Consider the following 20449-nt stretch of genomic DNA (forward strand, 5'->3'; position numbering starts at 1 on the left):
ATTACCTCAACAACACGGTGAGCAGGACGGAGTGCGACGATGGACATCGCAGCCGCACCCAGAGCTTGGCTACGAGACTAACGCACCGGCCGCGGTGGCCAGGAAAACGGAGAGTCGATGGTCCAGACGCGCCAGTCGCCATGGCGCTTCGGCGTCCCGCTGGTGTGCCTGCTGGCCGGACTGCTGCTCGCCGCCACGCACGGCGTGTCCGGCGGCGCCGAGATACGCCGCAGCGACGCACCCCGGCTGGTGGACCTGGTGCGCGAGACGCAGGCGTCGGTGAACCGGCTCAGTGCCCAGCGCGAACAGCTCGCCGCCAAGATCGACGCCGCGCACGGCCGCTCGTCGGATGCCGCGCTGGCCGCGATGCTGCGCCGCTCCGCGCAGCTCGCCGGCGAGGCCGGGATGAGCCCGGTGCACGGGCCGGGCCTGGTGGTCACCCTGCAGGATGCGCAGCGCGACGCCAACGGCCGCTTCCCCCGCGACGCGTCGCCCGACGACCTGGTGGTGCACCAGCAGGACATCCAGGCCGTGCTCAACGCGCTGTGGAGCGCCGGCGCCGAGGCGATCCAGATGCAGGACCAGCGGATCATCGCCACGTCGGTGCCCCGCTGCGTCGGCAACACGCTGCTGCTCAACGGGCGCACCTACAGCCCGCCCTACACGATCACCGCGATCGGCAACGCCGCCGCCATGCAGGCCGCCCTGGCCGCGGCTCCCCTGGTGACGCTGTACAAGCAGTACGCGGTCCGGTTCGGCCTGGGCTATCAGGAAGAGGTCCGCTCCGATGTGCAGGTGGTCGGCCACTTCGAGCCCGACCGGCTGCATTTCGCCCAGCCCAACGGCCCGATCGGCTACTGACGCCGACTGACCTGCGGCGCGAGCGTCCGCGGGCGGTAACCTGGCACGATGCGGATCCTGGTTGTCGACAACTACGACAGCTTCGTGTTCAACCTGGTGCAGTACCTCGGGCAACTGGGTGTGGACGCCGACGTCTGGCGCAACGACGACAGCCGGCTCGCCGACCACAACGCCGTGGCCCGCCGGTTCGACGGGGTGCTGCTCAGTCCCGGGCCGGGCACCCCCGAGCGCGCGGGCGCTTCCATCGCGATGGTGCGCGCCTGCGCCGCCGAGCACACCCCGCTGCTGGGGGTCTGCCTGGGCCACCAGGCCATCGGCGTGGCATTCGGCGCCACCGTGGACCGCGCTCCGGAACTGCTGCACGGCAAGACCAGCAGCGTGCACCACACGAATGCCGGTGTGCTGCAAGGGCTTCCGGACCCCTTCACGGCCACCCGGTACCACTCGCTGACCATCCTGCCCGAGTCGCTGCCGCCGGTGCTCGAGGTCACCGCTCACACCGACAGCGGTGTGATCATGGGCGTGCGCCACACGCAGTTACCGATCCACGGCGTCCAGTTCCACCCGGAGTCGATCCTGACCGAGGGTGGTCATCGCATGCTGGCGAACTGGCTCACCGAATGCGGCTGGGTGCGCGACGACACCCTGGTGCGCCGGCTGGAAAACGACGTCCACGCCGCGGTGCGACCGTATCTCCCGGCCGATCCGGCCGCTACTGACCGAACTTCAGCGTGATGATCCCGTCCCGGTTGACCCCGGCCCCGGCCGGCGGGTTCTGATACACCACCCGGTGGGACTGGGCGCCGCCGGCGTCGACGTCGGGACCCTTGTCCAGGATCCCCGTCCAGCCCAGCGCCCGTAGCCGCGGTTCGGCGTCGGTCCAAAACATCCCGGACAGGTCGGGCATGATGAACTGATTGCCCTTGGACACCTGCAGTTCGATCACCGAATCCACCGGAACCGTTTGTCCCTTGGGTGGATTGGTGCCGATCACCTCGCCGACCGGGCGGGGGCTGTCCACCTGCACCTGGGTGATCTTGGTGAAGCCGTAGACGGTCAGGTTCTTCTGCGCGATGTCGACGGTTTGCCCGGCGATGTCGGGCACCTGCTTGGTCTCCGGCCCCGAGCCGACGATGAGGGTGATGACGTTGGTGATCGCCGACGTCTGGTTGGCCGGCGGGTTGGTCCCGATCACCTTGCCCAACAACTCGGGTGTGGACGGCGAGTTCGCCTGCTTGAACTTGCTGAACCCGGCGGCCTTGAGCTTGGTGACCGCGTCGGAGTAGCTCAGCGACGAGACGTCGGGCACCTCGCGCTGCTCCGGCCCGGTGGAGACGTTGATGGTGATCTCGTCGCCCGCGCTGACCGACGCGTTGGCGCCGGGGTCGGTGCCGATGACGTGGTCGGGCGGGATGGCCGAGTCCGGCTTCTGCAGCGTGCGGGTCTTGAAGCCGCGGTTCTGCAGCGCCGCAATGGCATCGGCGGACACCTGCCCGCGCACGTCGGGCACCTGGACGTCGCGGGCGCCGCCGCCGAAGGTGTTGAACGCGATGACGACGATGATGGTCAGGACCGCCAGCGCGGCCACCGCCACGATCCAACGGCCCACCGAACCCACCGTGCGGTCCTCGCCGCTGTCCGCGAGCACCTGGCGAGGCAGCGGATCGGTGCGCGACGGACCCGCGGCCCCGGCACCGGACGACAACAGCGAGCTGCGCTCGGCGTCGGTGAGAACCTTTGGCGCTTCCGGCTTTTCGCCGTTGTGCACCCGGACCAGATCGGCGCGCATTTCGGCCGCGGTCTGATAGCGGTTGTCCGGGTTTTTGGCCAGCGCCTTGAGCACGACGGCGTCGAGGTCGGCGGAGATGCCTTCGTGCCGCTGCGACGGCGGCACCGGGTCTTCGCGGACATGCTGGTAGGCCACCGCCACCGGCGAGTCGCCGGTGAAAGGCGGCTCGCCGGTGAGGATTTCGTACAGCACACAGCCCAGCGAGTAGACGTCCGAGCGCGCGTCGACGGCGTCACCGCGGGCCTGCTCGGGCGAGAGGTACTGCGCGGTTCCGATCACCGCCGCGGTCTGGGTGACGCTGTTGCCGCTGTCGGCGATTGCGCGGGCGATGCCGAAGTCCATCACCTTGACGGCATTGGTGGTGCTGATCATGATGTTCGCCGGCTTGACGTCGCGGTGGATGATGCCGTTCTGGTGGCTGAAGTTCAGCGCCTGGCAGGCGTCGGCGATGATCTCGATGGCCCGCCGCGGCGGCAGCGGCCCGTCGGTGTGCACGATGTCGCGCAGCGTCACGCCGTCGACGTACTCCATGACGATGTAGGGCAGCGGCCCTGAGGGCGTCTCCGCCTCGCCGGTGTCGTAGACGGCGACGATGGACGGGTGGTTGAGCGCGGCGGCGTTTTGCGCCTCGCGCCGGAAGCGCAGGTAGAAACTGGGATCGCGGGCCAGGTCCGCGCGCAGCACCTTGACCGCGACGTCGCGGTGCAGCCGGACGTCACGGGCCAGGTGAACCTCGGACATGCCGCCGAAGCCGAGGATCTCGCCGAGTTCGTAGCGGTCGGACAGGTGTTGCGGGGTGGTCATTGCGATGTCCAGTGTCGGGCGGGTCCGTCGCGGAATCCAGACGCCCCAATTGTGCCGTCATCCGGCCAGTCCAGCCGCAGGCCCGGGTGGGCCCCGGAGCCGCTCGGCGTCTTGGTCGGCGGCGGCGCCGAGGCGGGTGGGGTTCCGGTGTCGGTGACCGTAGGGGGCTGTTGCTGCTGGTCGGCGCGGGAGTTGATGACGATGAGCACCGCGATGATGATCGCCAGCGCGCCCAGCACCCCGGCGGCCCACAGCAGCGCGCGCTGGCCGGACGAGAAGGTGCGCCGGGCCGGGGGCGGGCGGTGGCCGCCGGTGGCCGGCCGGGTCCGCCGCGGCGCGGCGGTGCGCCCGGAGGACACGGCTGCTGCCCGGGTGGTGGGGCTGGACGGAATGGCCGCCGGTGACGCCCGCCCGGGCGGCGGGGACTGGCTCGGCCGCGGCGGCCGGCGACCGGCGCGCACCGCGGCGACGGCGTCGGCGAACGGCCCCCCGCTGCGGTAGCGCATCGCCGGGTTCTTCACCAGGGTGATCTCGATGAGCTCGCGCACGTTGGGCGGCAGCTCCGCGGGCAGCGGCGGCGGAGGCTCCTTGATGTGTTTCATCGCCACCGTCAGCGCGCCATCCCCGCTGAACGGCCGCTTGCCCGAAACCACCTCGTAGCCAACAACTCCCAGCGAGTACACGTCGCTGGCGGGGGTGGCGTCGTGACCCAGCGCCTGCTCGGGTGCGATGTATTGGGCGGTGCCCATCACCATTCCGGTCTGGGTCACCGGCGCGGCGTCGACGGCCTTGGCGATACCGAAGTCGGTGATCTTCACCTGCCCCGTCGGGGTGATCAGGATGTTGCCCGGTTTGACGTCGCGGTGCACCAGGCCGGCGGCGTGCGCGACCTGCAGGGCGCGGCCGGTCTGCTCGAGCATGTCCAGCGCGTGCCGCAGCGACAGCCGGCCGGTCCGTTTGAGCACCGAGTTCAGCGGCTCACCGTTGACCAGTTCCATCACCAGATAGGCGGTGCGGCCCTCGCCGTCCAGCTGGCTCTCGCCGTAGTCGTGCACGGCCGCGATGCCCGGGTGGTTGAGCATCGCCGTGGTGCGCGCCTCGGCGCGGAACCGCTCGATGAACTCGGGGTCCTGGGAGAACTCCTGTTTGAGCACCTTGACCGCGACGCGCCGGCCCAGCCGGTTGTCGACCGCCTCCCAGACCTGACCCATGCCGCCGGTGGCGATCAGGCGCTGCAGGCGGTACCTGCCAGACAGCGTCACACCAACTCGCGGGCTCATGGTCCTCCCTGTAGCGCGGCCTCGATCACAGCCCGTCCGATCGGCGCGGCGAGTGCACCCCCCGTCGCGGACAGGCGGTCGGCGCCATTCTCCACCAACACCGCCACGGCGACCTTGGGGGTCTGTGCGGGCGCGAAAGCGATGTACCACGCATGCGGCGGTGTGTGCCGCGGATCGCTGCCATGCTCTGCGGTACCCGTCTTGGATGCGATCTGCACGCCGGGAATGGCCCCTTTCTGCTGTGCGACCTTCTCGGCGCCGACCATCAGCTCTGTTAGCTTAGCGGCGACCTGCGGCGACACCGCGCGCCGCTGCTCATAAGGGGTGGTGGTGCTGATCGTGGTCAGGTCGGGGCCCTTGAGGCTGTCGACCAGATAGGGCTGCATGGTCACCCCGCCGTTGGCGATGGTCGCTGCGATCTCGGCGTTCTGCAACGGGGTCAGCGCGACATCCTTCTGACCGATGCTCGACATGCCCAGCGCCGCGGCGTCCGGGATGATGCCGATGGTCGATTCGGCCACCTGCAGCGGGATGACGCTGGGCGTGCTGTCCAGGCCGAACGAGCGCGCCATGCTGCGCAACGCGTCCGCGCCGGTGAGGATGCCGAGCTGGACGAACGCGGTGTTGCAGGACAGGGCGAAGGCCTGCTGCAACGACACGGTCGGGTCGTTGCCGCACGCCTGCCCACCGTAGTTCTCCAGCGTCGCGGTGCTGTTGGGCAGCGGCATCGACGGCGCGGCGGTCAGCTGCTCGGTGTCGCTGGCGCCGGCCTGCAGCGCGGCCGCCGTGGTGATCACCTTGAACGTCGAGCCGGGCGGGTAGGTCTCGGAGATGGCCCGGTTGGTCATCGGGTTGTCGGGATCGTCGCGCAGCCGCTGCCAGGCCTGCGCCTGCACCTCGGGATCGTGCGAGGACAGCAGGTTGGGGTCGTAGGACGGCGACGACACCATGGCCAGGATCTTGCCGGTGGACGGCTCGAGGGCGACCACCGCGCCCTTGCACGGCGGGCCGCCGCAGCCCTGCTGCATGCCGTCCCACGCCGCCTGCTGGACCCGCGGCCTGATGGTGGTGTCGACGTTGGCGCCGCGCGGGTCGCGGCCGGTGAAGAAGTCGGCCAGCCGGCGCCCGAACAGCCGCTCGTCGGAGCCGTTCAGCAGCGGGTCCTCGGCGCGTTCCAACCCGGTGCTCGAGTAGCGCAGCGAGTAGAACCCGGTCACCGGCGCGTACTGGGCGGGGTTGGGGTAGACCCGCAGGAAGCGGAACCGGTTGTCGGTGGCGACCGAGTAGGCCAGCAGCTGGCCGCCGGCCACGATCTGGCCGCGCTGGCGGGAGTACTCGTCGAGCAGCACCCGCTGGTTGCGCGGGTCGGCGCGCAGCGAGTCGGCCGCGAAGACCTGCGTCATCGTGGCGTTGAGCAGCAGCAGCACGATCAACGCCATCACGGTCACCGAGATCCGGCGCAGGGAGGCGTTCATACTTTCTCGATCACCTCGGTGCTGGCCGCCGCGATCGACGGCTCGGTGCGGGCGCGGGTGCGCAACGGACGGCGGGCGCTGTGCGAGATCCGCGCCAGGATGGCCAGCAGCACGTAGTTCGCCAGCAACGACGAACCCCCGTACGACATCCACGGGGTGGTCAGCCCGGTCAGCGGGATGAGCTGCGTGACCCCGCCGACGACGATGAACAGCTGGATGGCCAGCGTGGACGCCAGGCCGGCGGCCAGCAGCTTGCCGAAGCTGTCCCGGGTGGCGATCGCGGTGCGCAGACCACGCACGATGACGATGGTGTAGAGCATCAAGATGGCCGCCAGCCCCACCAGCCCCAGCTCTTCACCGAAGGCGGCGATGATGAAGTCGGTCGACGCGGCGGGCACGGTGTCGGGCTGACCGTTGCCCAGCCCGGTGCCGAAGATCCCGCCGGTGGCAAAGCTGAACAGCGACTGCACGATCTGGTAGCCGCTGCCGTCGGGGTCGGAGAACGGGTCCCACCACATCTGCACCCGCACCCGGACGTGCGCGAAAATGTAATACGCGACAACGCTTCCCGCGACGAAGAGCACCAGGCCGATGGCCACCCAGCTGAACCGCTGAGTCGCCAGATACACCACCACCAGAAACGAGGTGTAGAGCAAAAGCGAAGTGCCAAGGTCTTTTTCGAAGGCCATCACGCCGACCGAGATCACCCAGGCCGCCAGCAGCGGGGCGAGGTCGCGCGGACGCGGCAGGGTCAAACCCATGAAATGCTTGCCGACGCTGGTAAAAAGGCCCCGCTTGGCGATCAGCACCGCGGAGAAGAAGATCAGCAGCAAGATCTTGGAGAACTCGGCGGGCTGAATCGAGAACCCCGGGAAGCGAATCCAGATCTTGGCGCCGTTCTGTTCGGACAGCGAGGCCGGCAACAGAGCGGGAATCACCAGGAATACCAGGCCGACCAGTCCACAGATGTAGCCGTAGCGGGCGAGCTGTCGATGGTCTTTGAGGAAGGTGACCACCAGTGCGAAGGTCACCACACCGATCAGGGTCCACAGCATCTGCTGAGTGGCGCTCGGGTGGTGACGGCCGCTGAGCTGATTGGTCACCAGATCCAGCCGGTGAATCATGACCAGCCCAAGTCCGTTGAGCAATGCCACAATTGGCAACAGCAGGGGGTCGGTGTAGGGCGCAAATCGCCGGATGGCCATGTGCGCGGATCCGAAGACGACCAGGAACACCAGTCCGTAGCTGACCGCGTTCCAGCGCAGATCGTGTTGTTGGTTGGCTTCAACGATCAGCAGCGCGGCCACGGTGATGGTGGCGGCGAAGCCCAGCAGCAACAACTCGGCGTTGCGCCGGGTGGGCAGCGGGGGCGTGACCGCGACCGGCGGCTGAAGTTGTGTGGTCATGCCACCGTCCGGCAGTCGATGCCCGGTTGAAGAGGGGGCCCGGGAAGCGCGGTCAACGTCTGCGACGTGGTGGTCGGGCCTGCCGGCGAAGAGCTCGCCGGGCCGGGGGTGGCGTTGGTGCTGGGAGTGGGGCTGGCGCTGGTGGTCGGTGGTGCGGGCGACGCGGGGCCGCCGGTTTCGGGTACAGGGCTGCGGGTGGCCTGCGCCCCGGGCGGTGAGGTGGCGCGCGGCGGCGGACAGAGCGGCAGCAGGTATTCGGCCAGCAGTTGACGCAGCTGCGATTCGGCCTGGTCAAGGCTGCCGCCGGGCAGCCCGGTTTGCACCTGGACCTGCCCGGGGCGGCGCAGGTCTTGCAGCGTCATCAGCTGGCAGTTGGAGCCGCCGGACTGCCCGTAGCTGATCAGCGACAGTTCGTTACGCGCGTTGAGGCAGCCCACCAGATAGGGCTGCTGCAGGGGCACCCCCAGCAGGCTGCCCTGAATCCCGCGGACGATGGAGATCCGGCCGTTGTATTCGGCGACGTAGTAGTTGCGCTGGATGACCCACCACCCCACGGTGAGGCCGGCCAACACCAGCATCACCGCCAGGGCGATGACGACGAACAGCCGTCGCCGCGACCACCGCGGCCGGCTGGGTGTTTCCGGTTGCGGCGCAACGCGTTTCGCGGACTCGTCGCGCGGCCGGATCGCCGAGGCGCGTCCCGCGGAGGTGTTGGGCAGGGTCAGCTGGTCCTCGTCGCCGGACACCGCGCCGGCCAGGATCGGCTGGGTTTGGCCGTAGTCGTAGTCGACCACGTCGGCGACCACGACGGTGACGTTGTCCGGGCCGCCGCCGCGCAACGCCAACTCGATGAGGCGGTAGGCGGCCTCGGCCACGTCCGGGATCTGCAGGGCCTCGAGGATGGTGTCGTCGCTGACCGGGTCGGACAACCCGTCCGAACACAGCAGGTAGCGGTCGCCGGCGCGGGCTTCGCGCATGGTCAGCGTCGGCTCGACCTCGTGACCGGTGAGCGCGCGCATGATCAACGAGCGCTGCGGGTGGCTGTGCGCCTCCTCCCGGGTGATGCGGCCCTCGTCGACCAGGGTCTGGACGAACGTGTCGTCCTTGGTGATCTGGGTGAGCTCGCCGTCGCGCAGCAGGTAGCCGCGGGAGTCGCCGATGTGCACCAGCCCGATGCGGTCGCCGGCGAACAGGATCGCGGTGAGGGTGGTGCCCATCCCCTCCAGCTCGGGCTCCGCTTCCACCTGCGCGGCGATGGCGGCGTTGCCGGCGCGCACCGCCTCGTCGAGCTTGGCCAGCAGGTCGCCGCCGGGCTCGTCGTCGTCGAGGTGCGCCAGGGCGGCGATCACCAGCTGGGATGCCACCTCGCCGGCGGCGTGGCCGCCCATGCCGTCGGCCAGCGCGAGCAGCCGGGCGCCGGCATAGACGGAGTCTTCGTTGTTGGAGCGCACCAGGCCGCGATCACTGCGCGCGGCATACCGCAGGACCAGGGTCACGGGCGTTGCTCCTTGATCCCGGCGGGCGAACCCGCCGAGCCGGTGTCATCGCCGTAGGCGCGGGTCATGGGCGCAACTCGATCGCCGTTTTGCCGATTCGAATCGGCGTTCCGATCGGAACTCGTACCGCAGTGGTCACCTTTGCCCTGTCGAGGTAAGTGCCGTTGGTCGATCCTAGATCCTCGACGTACCACTCCGAGCCGCGCTGAGTCAGCCGGGCGTGCCGCGCCGAGGCGTAGTCGTCGGTGAGCACCAGGGTCGAGTCGTCAGCACGCCCGATCAACACCGGCTGCCCGCTGAGGGTGATGCGCCCGCCGGCCAGCGCGCCCTCGGTCACCACCAGATAGCGGGCGGCGTGGCGGCGCTGACGGGACGGCAGCAGGGTGCTGCGCAGCGCCAGGCCGCGACGCACCATGACGGCACCGGTGGGCGCATAGATGTCGGTCCGCAGGATTCGCAGCACGGACCAGATGAATACCCATAGCAACATTAAAAATCCGGCGCGCGTCAGCTGCAGTACCAGTCCCTGCATCTGGCGTCCTTTCCGTCCTAGCGTCGTGTCTCCGGCGCCCGTGACTCCGAGCACATCGGCTACGTCACGATACTTGGACGGTGGTCGACACGGGGCGAAGCACGGCAGCGGTGAGCCCAGTGGCCTAGTGGATCCGGACGATGATCTCCGAGTGGCCCAACCGGATGACGTCCCCGTCGGCCAACTGCCACTCCTGGACGGGTGCGTTGTTCACCGTGGTGCCGTTGGTGGAGTTCAGGTCCGACAGCAGCGCCACCTGTCCATCCCAGCGGATCTCCAGGTGCCGCCGTGAGACGCCGGTGTCGGGCAACCGGAACTGCGCGTCTTGGCCACGGCCGATGATGTTGGAGCCCTCGCGCAGCTGGTAGGTGCGGCCGCTGCCGTCGTCGAGCTGCAGGGTGACCGTGGTGCCAGTGGACCCGTAGCCGCCCTGGCCGTAGTCGGCGGGTTGACCGTACTCGTACTCGGAGCCGGGCGCCTCGGGGTAGCCGCCGCCCGGGGGGGCGTAGGTAGCGCCCTGGGCGTGCTCGGCGTACTGCGTGTACTCGGCGGACCCGTAGTCCTGGCGGCCGTATCCCCCGCCCTGCGGGTAGCCCTGGTCGTAGCCGCCGCCCTGCTCCGGGTAGGCGGGCCGCTGCTCGGGCGGGGCGTAGCCGCCCTCGTCCGGGCGGGCCGGGCCGCGACCGTAGTCGCCGTAACCGCCGTAGCCCTGCGGGCCGCCGGCGGGCTGGCCGCCGGGCGGGGGGTAGCCGCCGCCGGGTGGGCGGTAGCCCTGGTCATAGCCCTGGCCGCCGTATCCCGGCGGGGCGGGCGGACGCTGTTCGTAGGACTGCGGGTAGCCGCCCTGCGCCGGCTCGGGGTAGCCGCGCTGGTCGGGATAGCCGTGCTGCTGGGGCGGGTAGCCCGCCTGGCCCGGCTCGGGGTATCCGCCGCGCTGGTCGGGGTATCCGCCGTGCTCCTGGTAGCTCTGCGGCGGCGGGTAGCCGCCTTGCTCGGGGTAGCCGCCCTGCTCGGGGTGGCGGGGCGGCGGGTAGCCCTGCTGGGGTGGGTAGCCGCCCTGTTCAGGCGGGTAGCCGCCGCGCTGGTCCGGCGCACCCTGCGGCTCCGAGCCACCGCGCGCGTCGTCCTGGGGACGCCCGTAGCGCTCGTCGTAGTACTCGTCGCCGGGCCGTCCCGGCCCCTGAGCCCCGCGGTAGCTCGAATTGTCAGTCATTGGTGCTACTCCTCGTTCTTCGCCGAACGCATTATTTGATTGTGGCCGGACGGGGTCGTCGACCGTCGGGCGGGGCTGGACATCAGGGTTGACAGCACCACAGGCGCGGTACTGGCCGGTGCGCAGGCTCGACGACTGCTCGAACCGAACGACCACCTCACCATACGTTTGCCACCCCTGTTCGTGGATGTAGTCAGCCAAGTACCTCGCGAAAGCGCTCGACGTGAGATCCGGATCGGCGCTGACCTTCTCGAAGTCGTGCATACCGAGGGTAATGATGTATTCGTTGGGGGCCAAAAGGCGATTTCCGTGCAGCTTCTGGACGCCGTCGCGGGCCTCGCGGCACAACAGGGCCTCGACCTCTTGCGGGACGATGGGCCCGCCGAACACGCGGGCGAACGCGTTATCGACCGTCGCCTCGAGTTTGCGCTCGATCCGCGCAACCAGCCCCCGTTGGCTACTCATGTTCTACCGTTCGCCCGCACTTGCCCTCAGGTATTGCCGGTGCGCGGCAAACGAATCACCCGGGTGCTGGTTCACTCCCGCATGGTATCGGGACCGCACGACGCCGCGGCACTTCCGAAATCGTGAGAACCGCATCCACGCAGTTCAGGGGCGCGCCCGCGGGGTTGGGCATAATGGACGGCGGGCCACGGCCCCACTGCGGCGGTTCGGGAATCGGGCCATTACAGTGGTATGGTCCATCGGTTGTTTTTCCGGGCGAGTGGCGGAATGGCAGACGCGCTGGCTTCAGGTGCCAGTGTCCTTCGGGACGTGGGGGTTCAAGTCCCCCTTCGCCCACACTGAGCGGTTCGACGAAAGGTCACGGCCTCGAAAGAGGTCGTGACCTTTCCGTTCTGGGGACAGATCCGTCCGGTGGGGACAGCTCGCCAGCCGCGGCCGGGTGCGCAACCGACTGGACATCCCCAGGCGAATATGGCGTCCGCCGAGACTCGCTAGAGTCCGACGCCATGGTCGACGGAAAGACGGCACATCTGCAGGCCGAGGTTGATCGCATCGCGGCAAGACTGAATGTTCCACCAATCAAGGTTGGCGTCGTACTTAAGAATGACGACCACAACATCTACATCGACGACGATGGTAGGTACCACTACGACTACTGGGAGCGCGGCCGGCAGGGGTTCGACCGAGTCGGCGATATCGACGAGGCCCTCTACGGGTTCGCGACGGACGCGGCTTTCGATATCGGCTATTCATACTCGGCCAGATTCAGTCCGCCAGATCAGGACCGCCGGATCCTGTTGTGGGCCAAGCAATATGAACTGCTGAACCAACTGAACCCGGGCTGGGCGAAACGCTGTGTACGCGAGAGGGCGGACCAGCTACGAGGTTGGGGCCTACACGAGGCTGTCGAGCTGTTGCCGGACATCCCGGAACGGGACGGTTGACCCGAGATCGTTGGACTGCGTCAATCTGCGCCCTCCGTGAGATATGTTCCGTGGCCTTCGATGATCGCGCCGTCCCGGAAAGTCAGCACCTCGTTGACCAGGTTTCCGTTCTGATTGCGATAGGCGATGACGACAGTGTCGATGCCCTGATACACGCCCTCGACCGAGAACCTCAGATCCGGAATGCTCGCGAGCGCGGCGGTCCAATACTGCCGCAGCGCGGCCTTACCGCGGATGATGCCCTGTGTTTCGGGCAGCAGCTGGGCGGCGACGGGAGAGGTGAACACGACGTCGTCGTGAAACTCATCCAGGACGGCATCGACGTCGTGGGCATTCCAGTTCCGCACCCATCGTTCGGAGAAGGCGACCACGTCGACGTCCATGGTCGGCACCGTAGCGCACGCGCATTCGCGGGCAGGTCCTCACAGTTGACCGCGGATGTCGAGCAGGTGGTGGTGCAGCTCGTGTGCGGTGTGCACCGCGACCCAGCGCAGCGAGCGCTCGCGGGTCTCGGGGTAGTGATACACCAGCGTGCGGTCCCAGTCCTCGTTGGACAGCCGAGCCAGCACGTTGCCGAATAGCGTTGCAGCGTCGGCAAGTTGGCGCGCAACCTCGCGCGGATCCTGCTCGTTGTAGCCGTCGTGCTCGGCTCGCTCGTCGCGGCCCATGCTCGCGCAGTCGGCCCCGCCTGTCCGCCGCGCCGCCAGCACCCGCTCGCGCTGTACCAGCAGCACGTCACGCAGATGACATGCATACTCCAACGGCGACCACAGGTCCGGCCGCGAGCGGCGCCGAACGTCAATAGCGTTGTCGCGCAGGATCTCCCCCACTTCGGCCGCGCGTGCGCGGATGTCATCGCCAGCGGTCCCGGCTCGACTCAGGTCGTAGGCGAAGCCGCATCCCGCACACGGATCGGTCACTCGATCATCTTCTCAGACCGGTCCGCGGTCAGCCGGACTGAATTGACGGAGACGTTTGCGGCAGTACCGTTATGAGTGCTCAGGAGGGTGGCGATGATTTTCCGCGTGGGCGGTGCGGGTTCGGCGCGAACCCGACGCAGCACGATCCCCTCGAAACGGAAAGGGCCACCTATCAACCGAAGGTGCCATGGGACTCCCGTACATAGATAAGCAGGCGCTGATCGCCGAAGCCGGCGGTGACCCGTGGGCGATCAATGCGAGCCTGCAGGCGGGCAGCCCGTCACAGATCTCCAACCTGGCCGGGGCCTTCCACCGCGCGGGCCGCTGCACGCAGGAAGCCGACAACGCGTTCCAGCAGGCGCGGTCACGATTCGACGCGGCCTGGAATCACCAGGACGGCGATCATCCCATCAACGACTCCGAGGAAGTGCAACGCGTCACGAAAGCCCTTGGGGCCCAGTCCTTGCAGCTGCCCAAGATCGGCGCCGACCTGGAAGGCATTGCCGCCGCGCTGGCCGAGGCGCAGAAAGCGGGTGCGGCGCGGATCGCCACCCTGGATGCCCAGTTGAAGAACATTTCCGACCTGGTGGTCGAGGCGGTCGCCCTATTGAACGACAAGAGCCTCAGTCCGCCTGACCGGGATGCGCTGCATGCCCTCATCAACACATGCGAGAACGACGCCCTGCGCGACACCAAGGCGGCCCTGGCTGATCTGCAAGCGATCCGCAACGGCTACGCCGATGGGCTGCAAAAGTCGTTGAACAGCCTGCACGCCGAAGGGTATGACGGCGCGCCCCTCCATGGTGTCGACGCCGACGGCGTCGCCCCGGCCTCTCCGGCTCAACAGGCCGCCTTGGATGACATTCGCCGGGCCACCAATCAGGCCGTCCTGGACCAGATGGCCAAGGTGCGTGCCGCGCAGCGGGCTCTGGACAAGGCGATGGCCGACGTCTATGCCCACGGGCCCGGCTCGCCGGAAGGCGAGGCCGCCAGCGCCCAGCTACCCAAGCTCAAGGCCGATCTCGCCCATGCGCTCGACGGCCTGGGCAAGATTCCCGACTACACCGGCGTCGACCCCGCGTCGGTGAATGTCACGCCCGATGGCCACTTCATGTTCACCTACAACGTCAACGGGCAGCCCGTACAGGTTGTCTGCCAGCTCAAGAACGGGACGGGCGAATTCTTCGACCAGGCCACCGGCACGTACTACACCTTCAACGGCGGCAAGTTGACCGGAATGCGCACGCCCGATCCGGGGAAGGTGGAAGCCACCTCCGAGCCATTGTGGACCGCCATCACGACCGCGGTAGGCGGATACGGACTCAAGGTGGGCGGTACTGCCGCTTGGCAAGGCCTGAAAACGCTATTCAGCCGGGAGATGTTGGACGGATTGACGAGCGAGAACGTTATCTCCCGGGCGATGACCGGGGCTGAGGTGCGTGCGGCGCTCGCTGAGGCCGAGTACCCGCGCGGCATCGGCGGCGAGCCCGTTCCCGGCACCCATCCGCTTGAGCCTCCTCCCGTGGAGCACACTCCCCCGTCGGCCGATGCACCCGTCGAACATGCGCCCGGTGGGCCGCATGTCGCCGTGCCCGACAGCCCGCCGCCTTTACCGCCGGAACAGCCGCCGCCGCCCCCGCTTGCCTCGGACCATCCGCTCTTCGAGGGATACCATCCGATCGATCCCGGCCCGGAATTCACCAACGCCGACGGCAGCCTGCGATATCCGGACGACACATTGCCGACCAAGCCGTACGCGGTACCCGGGACGGTCGTCCCGGATGCTCAGTTGTCGGCTGGGACAGTTCTGAGCCGATTCGGGTTTCCCGGTGGCGGATACCTGGCCCCCGAAGGAACACCGTTCGCCGAACTGGCCCTCCCACCAGGAAGCGCCGGCAAGCCGTACTTTCAATATGTGGTCGACGACCCGACCCGCCTTCCGCCCGGGTGGCACATTGAGCAGTCGGAGGTGGCGCCGTGGTTTCATCAGCCCGGCGGCGGTCAGCAGTACCGCATTATTAACGAAGAGGGAGCGACGGGCGATGTCGCGGAATTGGTCAGGTGGGGCTACTTGAGAAGGATTAACTAATGGTCGATTTCTCGCGCTTGTCAGTCAATTGGCATCGTTGGGGGCCCGCAATAGGTGGCGGTAATATCGGCGTCACCACAGACTGCAAAGACTGTGCAATTCGCTTCACAAGTACCGACTATTCTGTCCACGTCCGTGAAGAACAAACTTGGTGGGTAGTCGATACGGTTAATGACCGTGGGCAGCGCCGCAACGCGGCTGCCAAACTGTCGAATTTCGAGTTGGCCGAAAAGTATCTCATTTGGGACTGGGCCACGACGGCGCGTTCGGACCTCGCATCTGGCCGTCTGGGCGCCGACCTTGCCAAGCAAGGATTCGCCCCGAAAATCGAAGTATCCAAAATCGACACGAAATACAAAATCTGCTCAGGTAACGATTGCGCCATCTTGTCTGAGGTGAACGCCACCATCTTCAGCCATCTGATCGATAAATCGGTGGATCAGATCGAGCGGCTGATTACGGGTGAGCCCAGCTGATCGTGTGGTAAACGCGCGATTCCGCGGCCCGCCGCGCGAGGGGGCTACCAATGCCACCCACTGCGGGACTTCCGGCGTGACCGGATCTGTGACGTGGTCGAGGTCCGATGCGTCTCGAGCACACGTGGCGTTGCGCCGAGCAGATGGTCAGAGAAGGCATCGCATAATCGGTCGAAACTGGGCAGCCGAACGCCCACTCAACTGCAGTGTCGAACCATCCCCGGGGCCGTTGAAACGTCCGCACGGGCCTGGTCGGACCGATGGTCCGCGCGAGAAACAGATCGCGAAACATGTTGTCACACTGAGTAATGCGCCCCATCCGGAATTCAATCTGTACAACCCGCTGAACTACATGCCGCCCGAGTTGCGAGCGCTGTCCGAACAACATTTGACCGGCAGCGGCGAAACCGTCCTCGGCCCATTCAAAAATCCGTCAGGGGGACCGTCGTATATCGAGCTCGCTCAGCAGCGAGGTGCAAGCTATTTCGATATAGGGGATGCATGGAACGCGTCAACCCCGGTTGAGCGACTCGCAGCCAATCAGCATGTTCTCGAGGTTGTGCCCCGTGAAGTGGTGTAAAGCCGATCGGCGTTTCGCCTGAGGCTCTGCGAGTTTCCACTATGCCGTGATGGCGGCGGGGACGGCAACGGATTGGTCGGCTGAATCGGAGCGGGGATGTAATAGGGCCAGGGTGGTCTCGGAGAGATAGCGCTTTTCGGCGACTTGCCATTCGTCGTGGGCTTCGACGAGAACGGAGCCGGCCAGCCGTAGCAGCGCGGCGGGGTTGGGGAAGACGCCGACGGCGTCGGTGCGGCGGCGGATCTCTTTGTTGAGTCGTTCGAGGGTTATCTGGAGCACTGTGTGCGATAGCTGTTGTGACCTGCAGGTTTGTGTCGTGGAGGGTGTCCATGACGCGGCTGGAGATCGATATCGGTTGGCGGTCAGCATGGCCCGATCGTTACCGAATCGCGATGCGTCCGTTCATGGTGTCTTCCGGTGTCGTCGCGGAGTTGGCCAAGGGCGCACGCGAGTTGGCGGCGTAGCCGCCGGTTCTCATCGGCGAGTTCGTGGTTGCGGCGGTTGGCGATTTCGAGGCGCTGCCGCAGGGAGTCGTCGCTGGCGCGTTGTCGGGCAGGTAACGGTGTGCTTGGCTCGGGCCGGTGCTGGGCGCGGAGCCGGCAGATCTCGTCTTTGAGGTCGATTTGGGTGTAGATCCACGAGCGGGAGACACCGGCATGGCGGGCGACGGATTCGAAGGTGAGCACGGCGCCGGTCCGGTCGAGTTCGTGCATCGCCGCGATCGCCTTGGCGCGGGTGTGTTCGTGCCGCTGCTGGGCCGCCCGGATGAGGTTGATGCTGTTGTCAGCCCGCATGTTTGGCCTTCCCTGGTTCTGAATCGTTGAGGGCGGTGATGATGGTGTCCAGGTTGTGCAGGACTTGACGGTTCATCTCGGCCAGACGTTGTTGGCCGCGGGCTTCGGCGGCGGTGATCAGCTGCAGAGTCTGTTGCCGCTGCTGGTGGTGCTGGGGCAGGAACTCGGCGGTGGTGAGGAACATCGGGCAGGTCAGGCAGGCGTTGGCGTGCGGGCAGCTCTGCTGCACCGGCAGTCCGCAGTAGCCGTTGGGTAGGGCCTGGGTGGCTCGGCCGAGGCGCTGTTTGGCCCAGGCGGCCTCCGCGATCGGCCCGGACGGGTCGAAAATGATTGTGGCGCCGTGGATGTCGACCTTTCGAGCTGCCTCCCACTGACGGCGCACGGTGGTGTCGTGCAGGCGGGCGTAGTGCCCGGTCATCTGCGCGGAGTCATGGTCGAGGATGCGTCGCACGACCTCTTGCGGGACGTCGCGGTTGATCAGCCGGGTGCCCAGGGTATGGCGCCACTGGTGCGGGGTGAGGTGCACCGGCTGGCCGTGCTCGTCGCGGATGTCGCAGACGGACAGCCAGCGCAACAGCGCCATCCGGTAGGTGGGACTCGCGATCGGGTGGGTGCCGTCAATGTTCTTCGTCGGCCGTGGGAACAACACCGGCGTGCCTGCCGGCCAACGCTGGGAGGTGTGGTTGCGATGTTCGGCGATGAGTTCGCGCAACTGCTCGTCGATGGGCACCAACGCGTCGCGTTTCATCTTGTGGTTGAGGTAGCGCAGATACGGTGCGCCTTCGGCATCGGCGACCACACAATCGCTGCGCAGCCGCAGCGCATCAGTGATCCGTAGCCCGCAACGCATCAAGATGATCGTGATCAACCGGTGAGCGGGGTCGGCGTATCGGGCAAGGTTGTCGGGATCCTCGAGCTGGGTCATGACCTGTTCGGCCAGTGCCCGAGGCAACCGTTCATCGCGTTTGGGGTAGTCCTCGGCGAAGAACATCGCGTCTGCGGGAAGGTCTGTGTCCCAACGGTGTTGGCGGACGGTAGCGAAGAATCGGTTGAGCAGCCCGATATGGGTCCCGCGGCGTTGGGCACCGATGGAGTCGCTGCGCAGGTTGGCCAAATAGCGCTCCAGCACCGGCCGGTTGATCCGGTCGATGCTCTCGACGCCGATGTCGGCGAGGTACCCGGCGAAGCGGGTGAGCGCAACGACCGGCCTGCCGCCGCCGGCTTCCAGACCCAATCCGGTCGATAGCCGCCACCGGACCCACCGCTTGGCCAGATCCCGCAGCCACGGCTGCGGAATACCGTCGAAGCGCAGCGTGCGGTCTCCGTCGTAGCCGAGCCGGCGCATGCGCCAGACTTCGCGCGGGTATTCGGCGTCCCAGCCGCCGGCCTCGGCCAGGTCGGCGATCACCCGGGATGCGTAGCTGAGGAATCCACGGGAGCGAGTGTCGTTGATCGTCGACCGAGCCCAGTCATGCCAGGTGTCCTCGTCGTGGTGGAGCAGGGAGCCCACGCCTGCGGCGGCCAGTGCCTTCACCACGCGCATGACCACGTCCGGGGTGAGCTTGCCCTGCCGATCGTCGTGGCGGCGTTGCAGCACGTACTGCAGTTCCAGCTTCAGCTGACCGATCAGCCGGTCGAGCCGTATCTGCTCACTGGCCAACGGGGCTTCGGCGGCGAAGCGGTCGGCGAACACGTCGATGTCGGGTCTGCCGTTGACCTTCCAGGTGTTGGTGTGGGTTTGGCAGAACGCAGACGTGCCCTGCGGCCAGAGCTCGCAGTGCGGAATCCGGCAGGTCACCCCGGCCGCTGGTTGCTTGAACGGCTGCGGTTCGGCCAGCCATCCGGCCAGGCTGGGGCGCCCGGCGCGTTCCCATCGTTGCGCGTGCAGCCCGCACATGCCGCCACGGGCAGAGCCGTAACCGCAACCGGGCACCCGGCAGCGCTGGTTGGGTTGTCGCCGCCGCCACCGCGGATCGGTCGACACGACAAACTGCTCCACCGACGGGCGTCCTTCGTCGTCCCACCGTTGCCGATGTCCTTCACACAGGCCGCGTCCGCGGGCGGTTCGCCCGCACCCCTCAACCCGGCACTCGGCTCCACCAAACACCGGATCATCGGCACCGAATTCCAGTACATCGCTGCGGAATTCGCTGCGGACCTCGGCCATCAGCTTGCCGATTAGCCCCGACGGGCCGGCGGGCTTCAGCGACGGCGCGCTCATAGCCGCACCTGCCCATCGGTGAACCAGCCTGCCTGTTCCATGACCCGCCGAGCGTCCTCCACGGTGAGGTGCCCATACGTCGTGGTCGTCGTCGCCACGTGCGCATGTCCGAGCAGGTGCGCGACCACCTCGATGCTGACTCCGTCGCGCAGCAGCCGGGTTGCGGCCGTGTGTCGCAGCCAGTGCGGGTCGAAGTCGATCCCGGTCCGCCGGCGCAGCCTCCGCACCAGGTCGTAGACCGCAGCGTAGGTCAGCGGATGCCCCTGCGGGCGGCCCCACAGGTTGACGAACACGTAGTCGCTGTCCAGATCGCCGTACTCGCTGTGAAGGTAGTCGGCGAACAATCGGATCAACGCGCTGCTGACTGGGATCGTGCGGACGGTCTGTGACTTGGCGCGCGCGCCATTGGCGTTATCGCGTCGCCGCACCGTCACCTCATGCTCGGCAGCGGCGATGTCGTTGTGCCGCAAACCAAGTGCCTCACCGATCCGCATCCCGGTGTCGTAGAGCACGGCGAACAGCAATCGGTCCCGCAGCCGACCGCAACCATCCAGGATCGCCTGCACCTCGTCCGGTGAGAGCACCCGCGGCAGCTTCTTCGGCGCCTTCAACGCGATCACCCGCCGCGACCTCGGCGCGCCCTTGCTGATGTGGTGCAAAAACGGCTTCCAACCACCGCGCGCGCCGCCGACCTGCCACGAGGTCAGCAGAGCGCTGACATCCAGCCCATCTCGTGCGGCGTGGGTGTAAAACGCCCCGACCGCCGAAAGCTTGCGGTTCACAGTAGATTCCGTGCAGTGATGCGGCACCGACGGCAACACCGCAACCTGCCCATGCCGGGCCCGCAGCGGCAGCCGCAGCCAGGCCACGAACTCACCTACGTCATCAAGCCGCACCGCCCGCCAGTCCAGCCCACGCTCGGCGAGAAAACCGAACCAGTCCTTGAGATCGTGCGCGTACGCCTTGACCGTGTTCGGTGATCGCTCGATATCGGTCAGATACGCCAGATACCGGTCAACCGCTGCTACCGGAGCGTCGTCGTCGCCGAGAACGGTCCACGACTCACGCAACGAGACCGGCGAGATAACTCGTGCAATCTGCATC

At 67.4% G+C, this 20449-nt stretch carries 18 protein-coding genes, 1 tRNA gene and 1 pseudogene; 7 read left to right on the forward strand and 13 right to left on the reverse strand.

Annotated features, from left to right (window positions below; translation table 11 throughout):
• Positions 1 to 117 precede the first annotated feature (117 nt).
• Together MAA44156_RS00080 and MAA44156_RS00085 are read left to right on the forward strand one after the other, a co-directional pair.
• Positions 118 to 861, forward strand: coding sequence for a DUF881 domain-containing protein (locus tag MAA44156_RS00080; protein WP_003876787.1), 744 nt, complete (start codon positions 118 to 120; stop codon positions 859 to 861).
• A gap of 48 nt (positions 862 to 909) precedes the next feature.
• Positions 910 to 1596, forward strand: coding sequence for an aminodeoxychorismate/anthranilate synthase component II (locus tag MAA44156_RS00085; RefSeq protein WP_009974170.1), 687 nt, complete (start codon positions 910 to 912; stop codon positions 1594 to 1596).
• Here the strand turns inward: MAA44156_RS00085 and pknB are convergent.
• From pknB to MAA44156_RS00120, 7 genes are all read right to left on the reverse strand, one after another.
• Complete coding sequence (gene pknB, locus MAA44156_RS00090; RefSeq protein ID WP_009974173.1) at positions 1574 to 3454, reverse strand: Stk1 family PASTA domain-containing Ser/Thr kinase; 1881 nt, start codon at positions 3452 to 3454, stop codon at positions 1574 to 1576. The two genes, MAA44156_RS00085 and pknB, sit on opposite strands and share 23 nt — an antisense overlap.
• A complete protein-coding gene (locus MAA44156_RS00095) occupies positions 3451 to 4734 on the reverse strand; it encodes a serine/threonine-protein kinase (protein ID WP_003872102.1) in 1284 nt (427 codons plus the stop codon). Before MAA44156_RS00095 ends, pknB begins: the two co-directional genes overlap by 4 nt.
• The gene (gene pbpA, locus MAA44156_RS00100) at positions 4731 to 6209 is read right to left on the reverse strand and encodes a D,D-transpeptidase PbpA (protein WP_009974181.1); all 1479 of its coding nucleotides are present in this window, start codon (positions 6207 to 6209) and stop codon (positions 4731 to 4733) included. Before pbpA ends, MAA44156_RS00095 begins: the two co-directional genes overlap by 4 nt.
• Positions 6206 to 7615: an FtsW/RodA/SpoVE family cell cycle protein gene (locus MAA44156_RS00105; protein ID WP_003872104.1), complete on the reverse strand. Its 1410-nt coding sequence runs from the start codon at positions 7613 to 7615 to the stop codon at positions 6206 to 6208. Before MAA44156_RS00105 ends, pbpA begins: the two co-directional genes overlap by 4 nt.
• A complete protein-coding gene (locus MAA44156_RS00110) occupies positions 7612 to 9111 on the reverse strand; it encodes a protein phosphatase 2C domain-containing protein (RefSeq protein ID WP_009974182.1) in 1500 nt (499 codons plus the stop codon). The genes MAA44156_RS00105 and MAA44156_RS00110 overlap by 4 nt, the downstream gene beginning before the upstream one ends.
• Positions 9112 to 9175: 64 nt before the next feature.
• The gene (locus MAA44156_RS00115; RefSeq protein WP_003872106.1) at positions 9176 to 9643 is read right to left on the reverse strand and encodes an FHA domain-containing protein FhaB/FipA; all 468 of its coding nucleotides are present in this window, start codon (positions 9641 to 9643) and stop codon (positions 9176 to 9178) included.
• A gap of 124 nt (positions 9644 to 9767) precedes the next feature.
• The gene (locus MAA44156_RS00120) at positions 9768 to 11321 is read right to left on the reverse strand and encodes an FHA domain-containing protein (RefSeq protein WP_156649238.1); all 1554 of its coding nucleotides are present in this window, start codon (positions 11319 to 11321) and stop codon (positions 9768 to 9770) included.
• Positions 11322 to 11574: 253 nt separating this feature from the next.
• On the opposite strand from MAA44156_RS00120, the gene MAA44156_RS00125 reads away from it, so the two are divergent.
• A tRNA-Leu gene (locus tag MAA44156_RS00125) sits at positions 11575 to 11657 on the forward strand.
• Positions 11658 to 11827: 170 nt separating this feature from the next.
• The gene (locus MAA44156_RS00130) at positions 11828 to 12265 is read left to right on the forward strand and encodes an Imm63 family immunity protein (RefSeq protein WP_009974187.1); all 438 of its coding nucleotides are present in this window, start codon (positions 11828 to 11830) and stop codon (positions 12263 to 12265) included.
• Positions 12266 to 12285: 20 nt separating this feature from the next.
• Here MAA44156_RS00130 and MAA44156_RS00135 read toward each other — a convergent pair whose 3' ends face one another.
• Together MAA44156_RS00135 and MAA44156_RS00140 are read right to left on the reverse strand one after the other, a co-directional pair.
• Entirely contained in the window at positions 12286 to 12648 is a 363-nt protein-coding gene (locus tag MAA44156_RS00135) for a nuclear transport factor 2 family protein (RefSeq protein WP_009974189.1), read from the reverse strand.
• A 39-nt stretch (positions 12649 to 12687) separates the two neighbouring features.
• Positions 12688 to 13185, reverse strand: a complete 498-nt coding sequence (locus tag MAA44156_RS00140; protein WP_009974190.1) for a DinB family protein — start codon at positions 13183 to 13185, stop codon at positions 12688 to 12690.
• A gap of 187 nt (positions 13186 to 13372) precedes the next feature.
• Here MAA44156_RS00140 and MAA44156_RS00145 point away from each other — a divergent pair, with 187 nt between their 5' ends.
• The 3 genes from MAA44156_RS00145 (at position 13373) to MAA44156_RS00155 (ending at position 16330) form a co-directional block, all read left to right on the forward strand.
• Complete coding sequence (locus MAA44156_RS00145; protein WP_009974192.1) at positions 13373 to 15274, forward strand: TNT domain-containing protein; 1902 nt, start codon at positions 13373 to 13375, stop codon at positions 15272 to 15274.
• 221 nt (positions 15275 to 15495) lie between these two features.
• Positions 15496 to 15750, forward strand: coding sequence for a hypothetical protein (locus tag MAA44156_RS23710; protein ID WP_016705393.1), 255 nt, complete (start codon positions 15496 to 15498; stop codon positions 15748 to 15750).
• A 229-nt stretch (positions 15751 to 15979) separates the two neighbouring features.
• Positions 15980 to 16330 (forward strand): hypothetical protein, encoded by a 351-nt coding sequence (locus MAA44156_RS00155; RefSeq protein WP_227974624.1) that lies wholly within the window; start codon positions 15980 to 15982, stop codon positions 16328 to 16330.
• Positions 16331 to 16369: 39 nt separating this feature from the next.
• On the opposite strand, the pseudogene MAA44156_RS00160 reads toward MAA44156_RS00155, so the two are convergent.
• The 4 genes and pseudogenes from MAA44156_RS00160 to MAA44156_RS00175 all read right to left on the reverse strand — a co-directional run.
• Positions 16370 to 16594 (reverse strand): annotated as a pseudogene (locus tag MAA44156_RS00160) (transposase); the annotation flags it as partial.
• A gap of 98 nt (positions 16595 to 16692) precedes the next feature.
• Entirely contained in the window at positions 16693 to 17124 is a 432-nt protein-coding gene (locus MAA44156_RS00165) for a DUF6262 family protein (protein WP_009980034.1), read from the reverse strand.
• Positions 17114 to 19345, reverse strand: a complete 2232-nt coding sequence (locus tag MAA44156_RS00170; protein WP_024637620.1) for a tyrosine-type recombinase/integrase — start codon at positions 19343 to 19345, stop codon at positions 17114 to 17116. Before MAA44156_RS00170 ends, MAA44156_RS00165 begins: the two co-directional genes overlap by 11 nt.
• Entirely contained in the window at positions 19342 to 20448 is a 1107-nt protein-coding gene (locus MAA44156_RS00175) for a site-specific integrase (protein WP_029248429.1), read from the reverse strand. Before MAA44156_RS00175 ends, MAA44156_RS00170 begins: the two co-directional genes overlap by 4 nt.
• Between the last annotated feature and the right edge of the window lies 1 nt (position 20449).

The organism is Mycobacterium avium subsp. avium (assembly GCF_009741445.1).
Classification (GTDB): domain Bacteria; phylum Actinomycetota; class Actinomycetes; order Mycobacteriales; family Mycobacteriaceae; genus Mycobacterium; species Mycobacterium avium.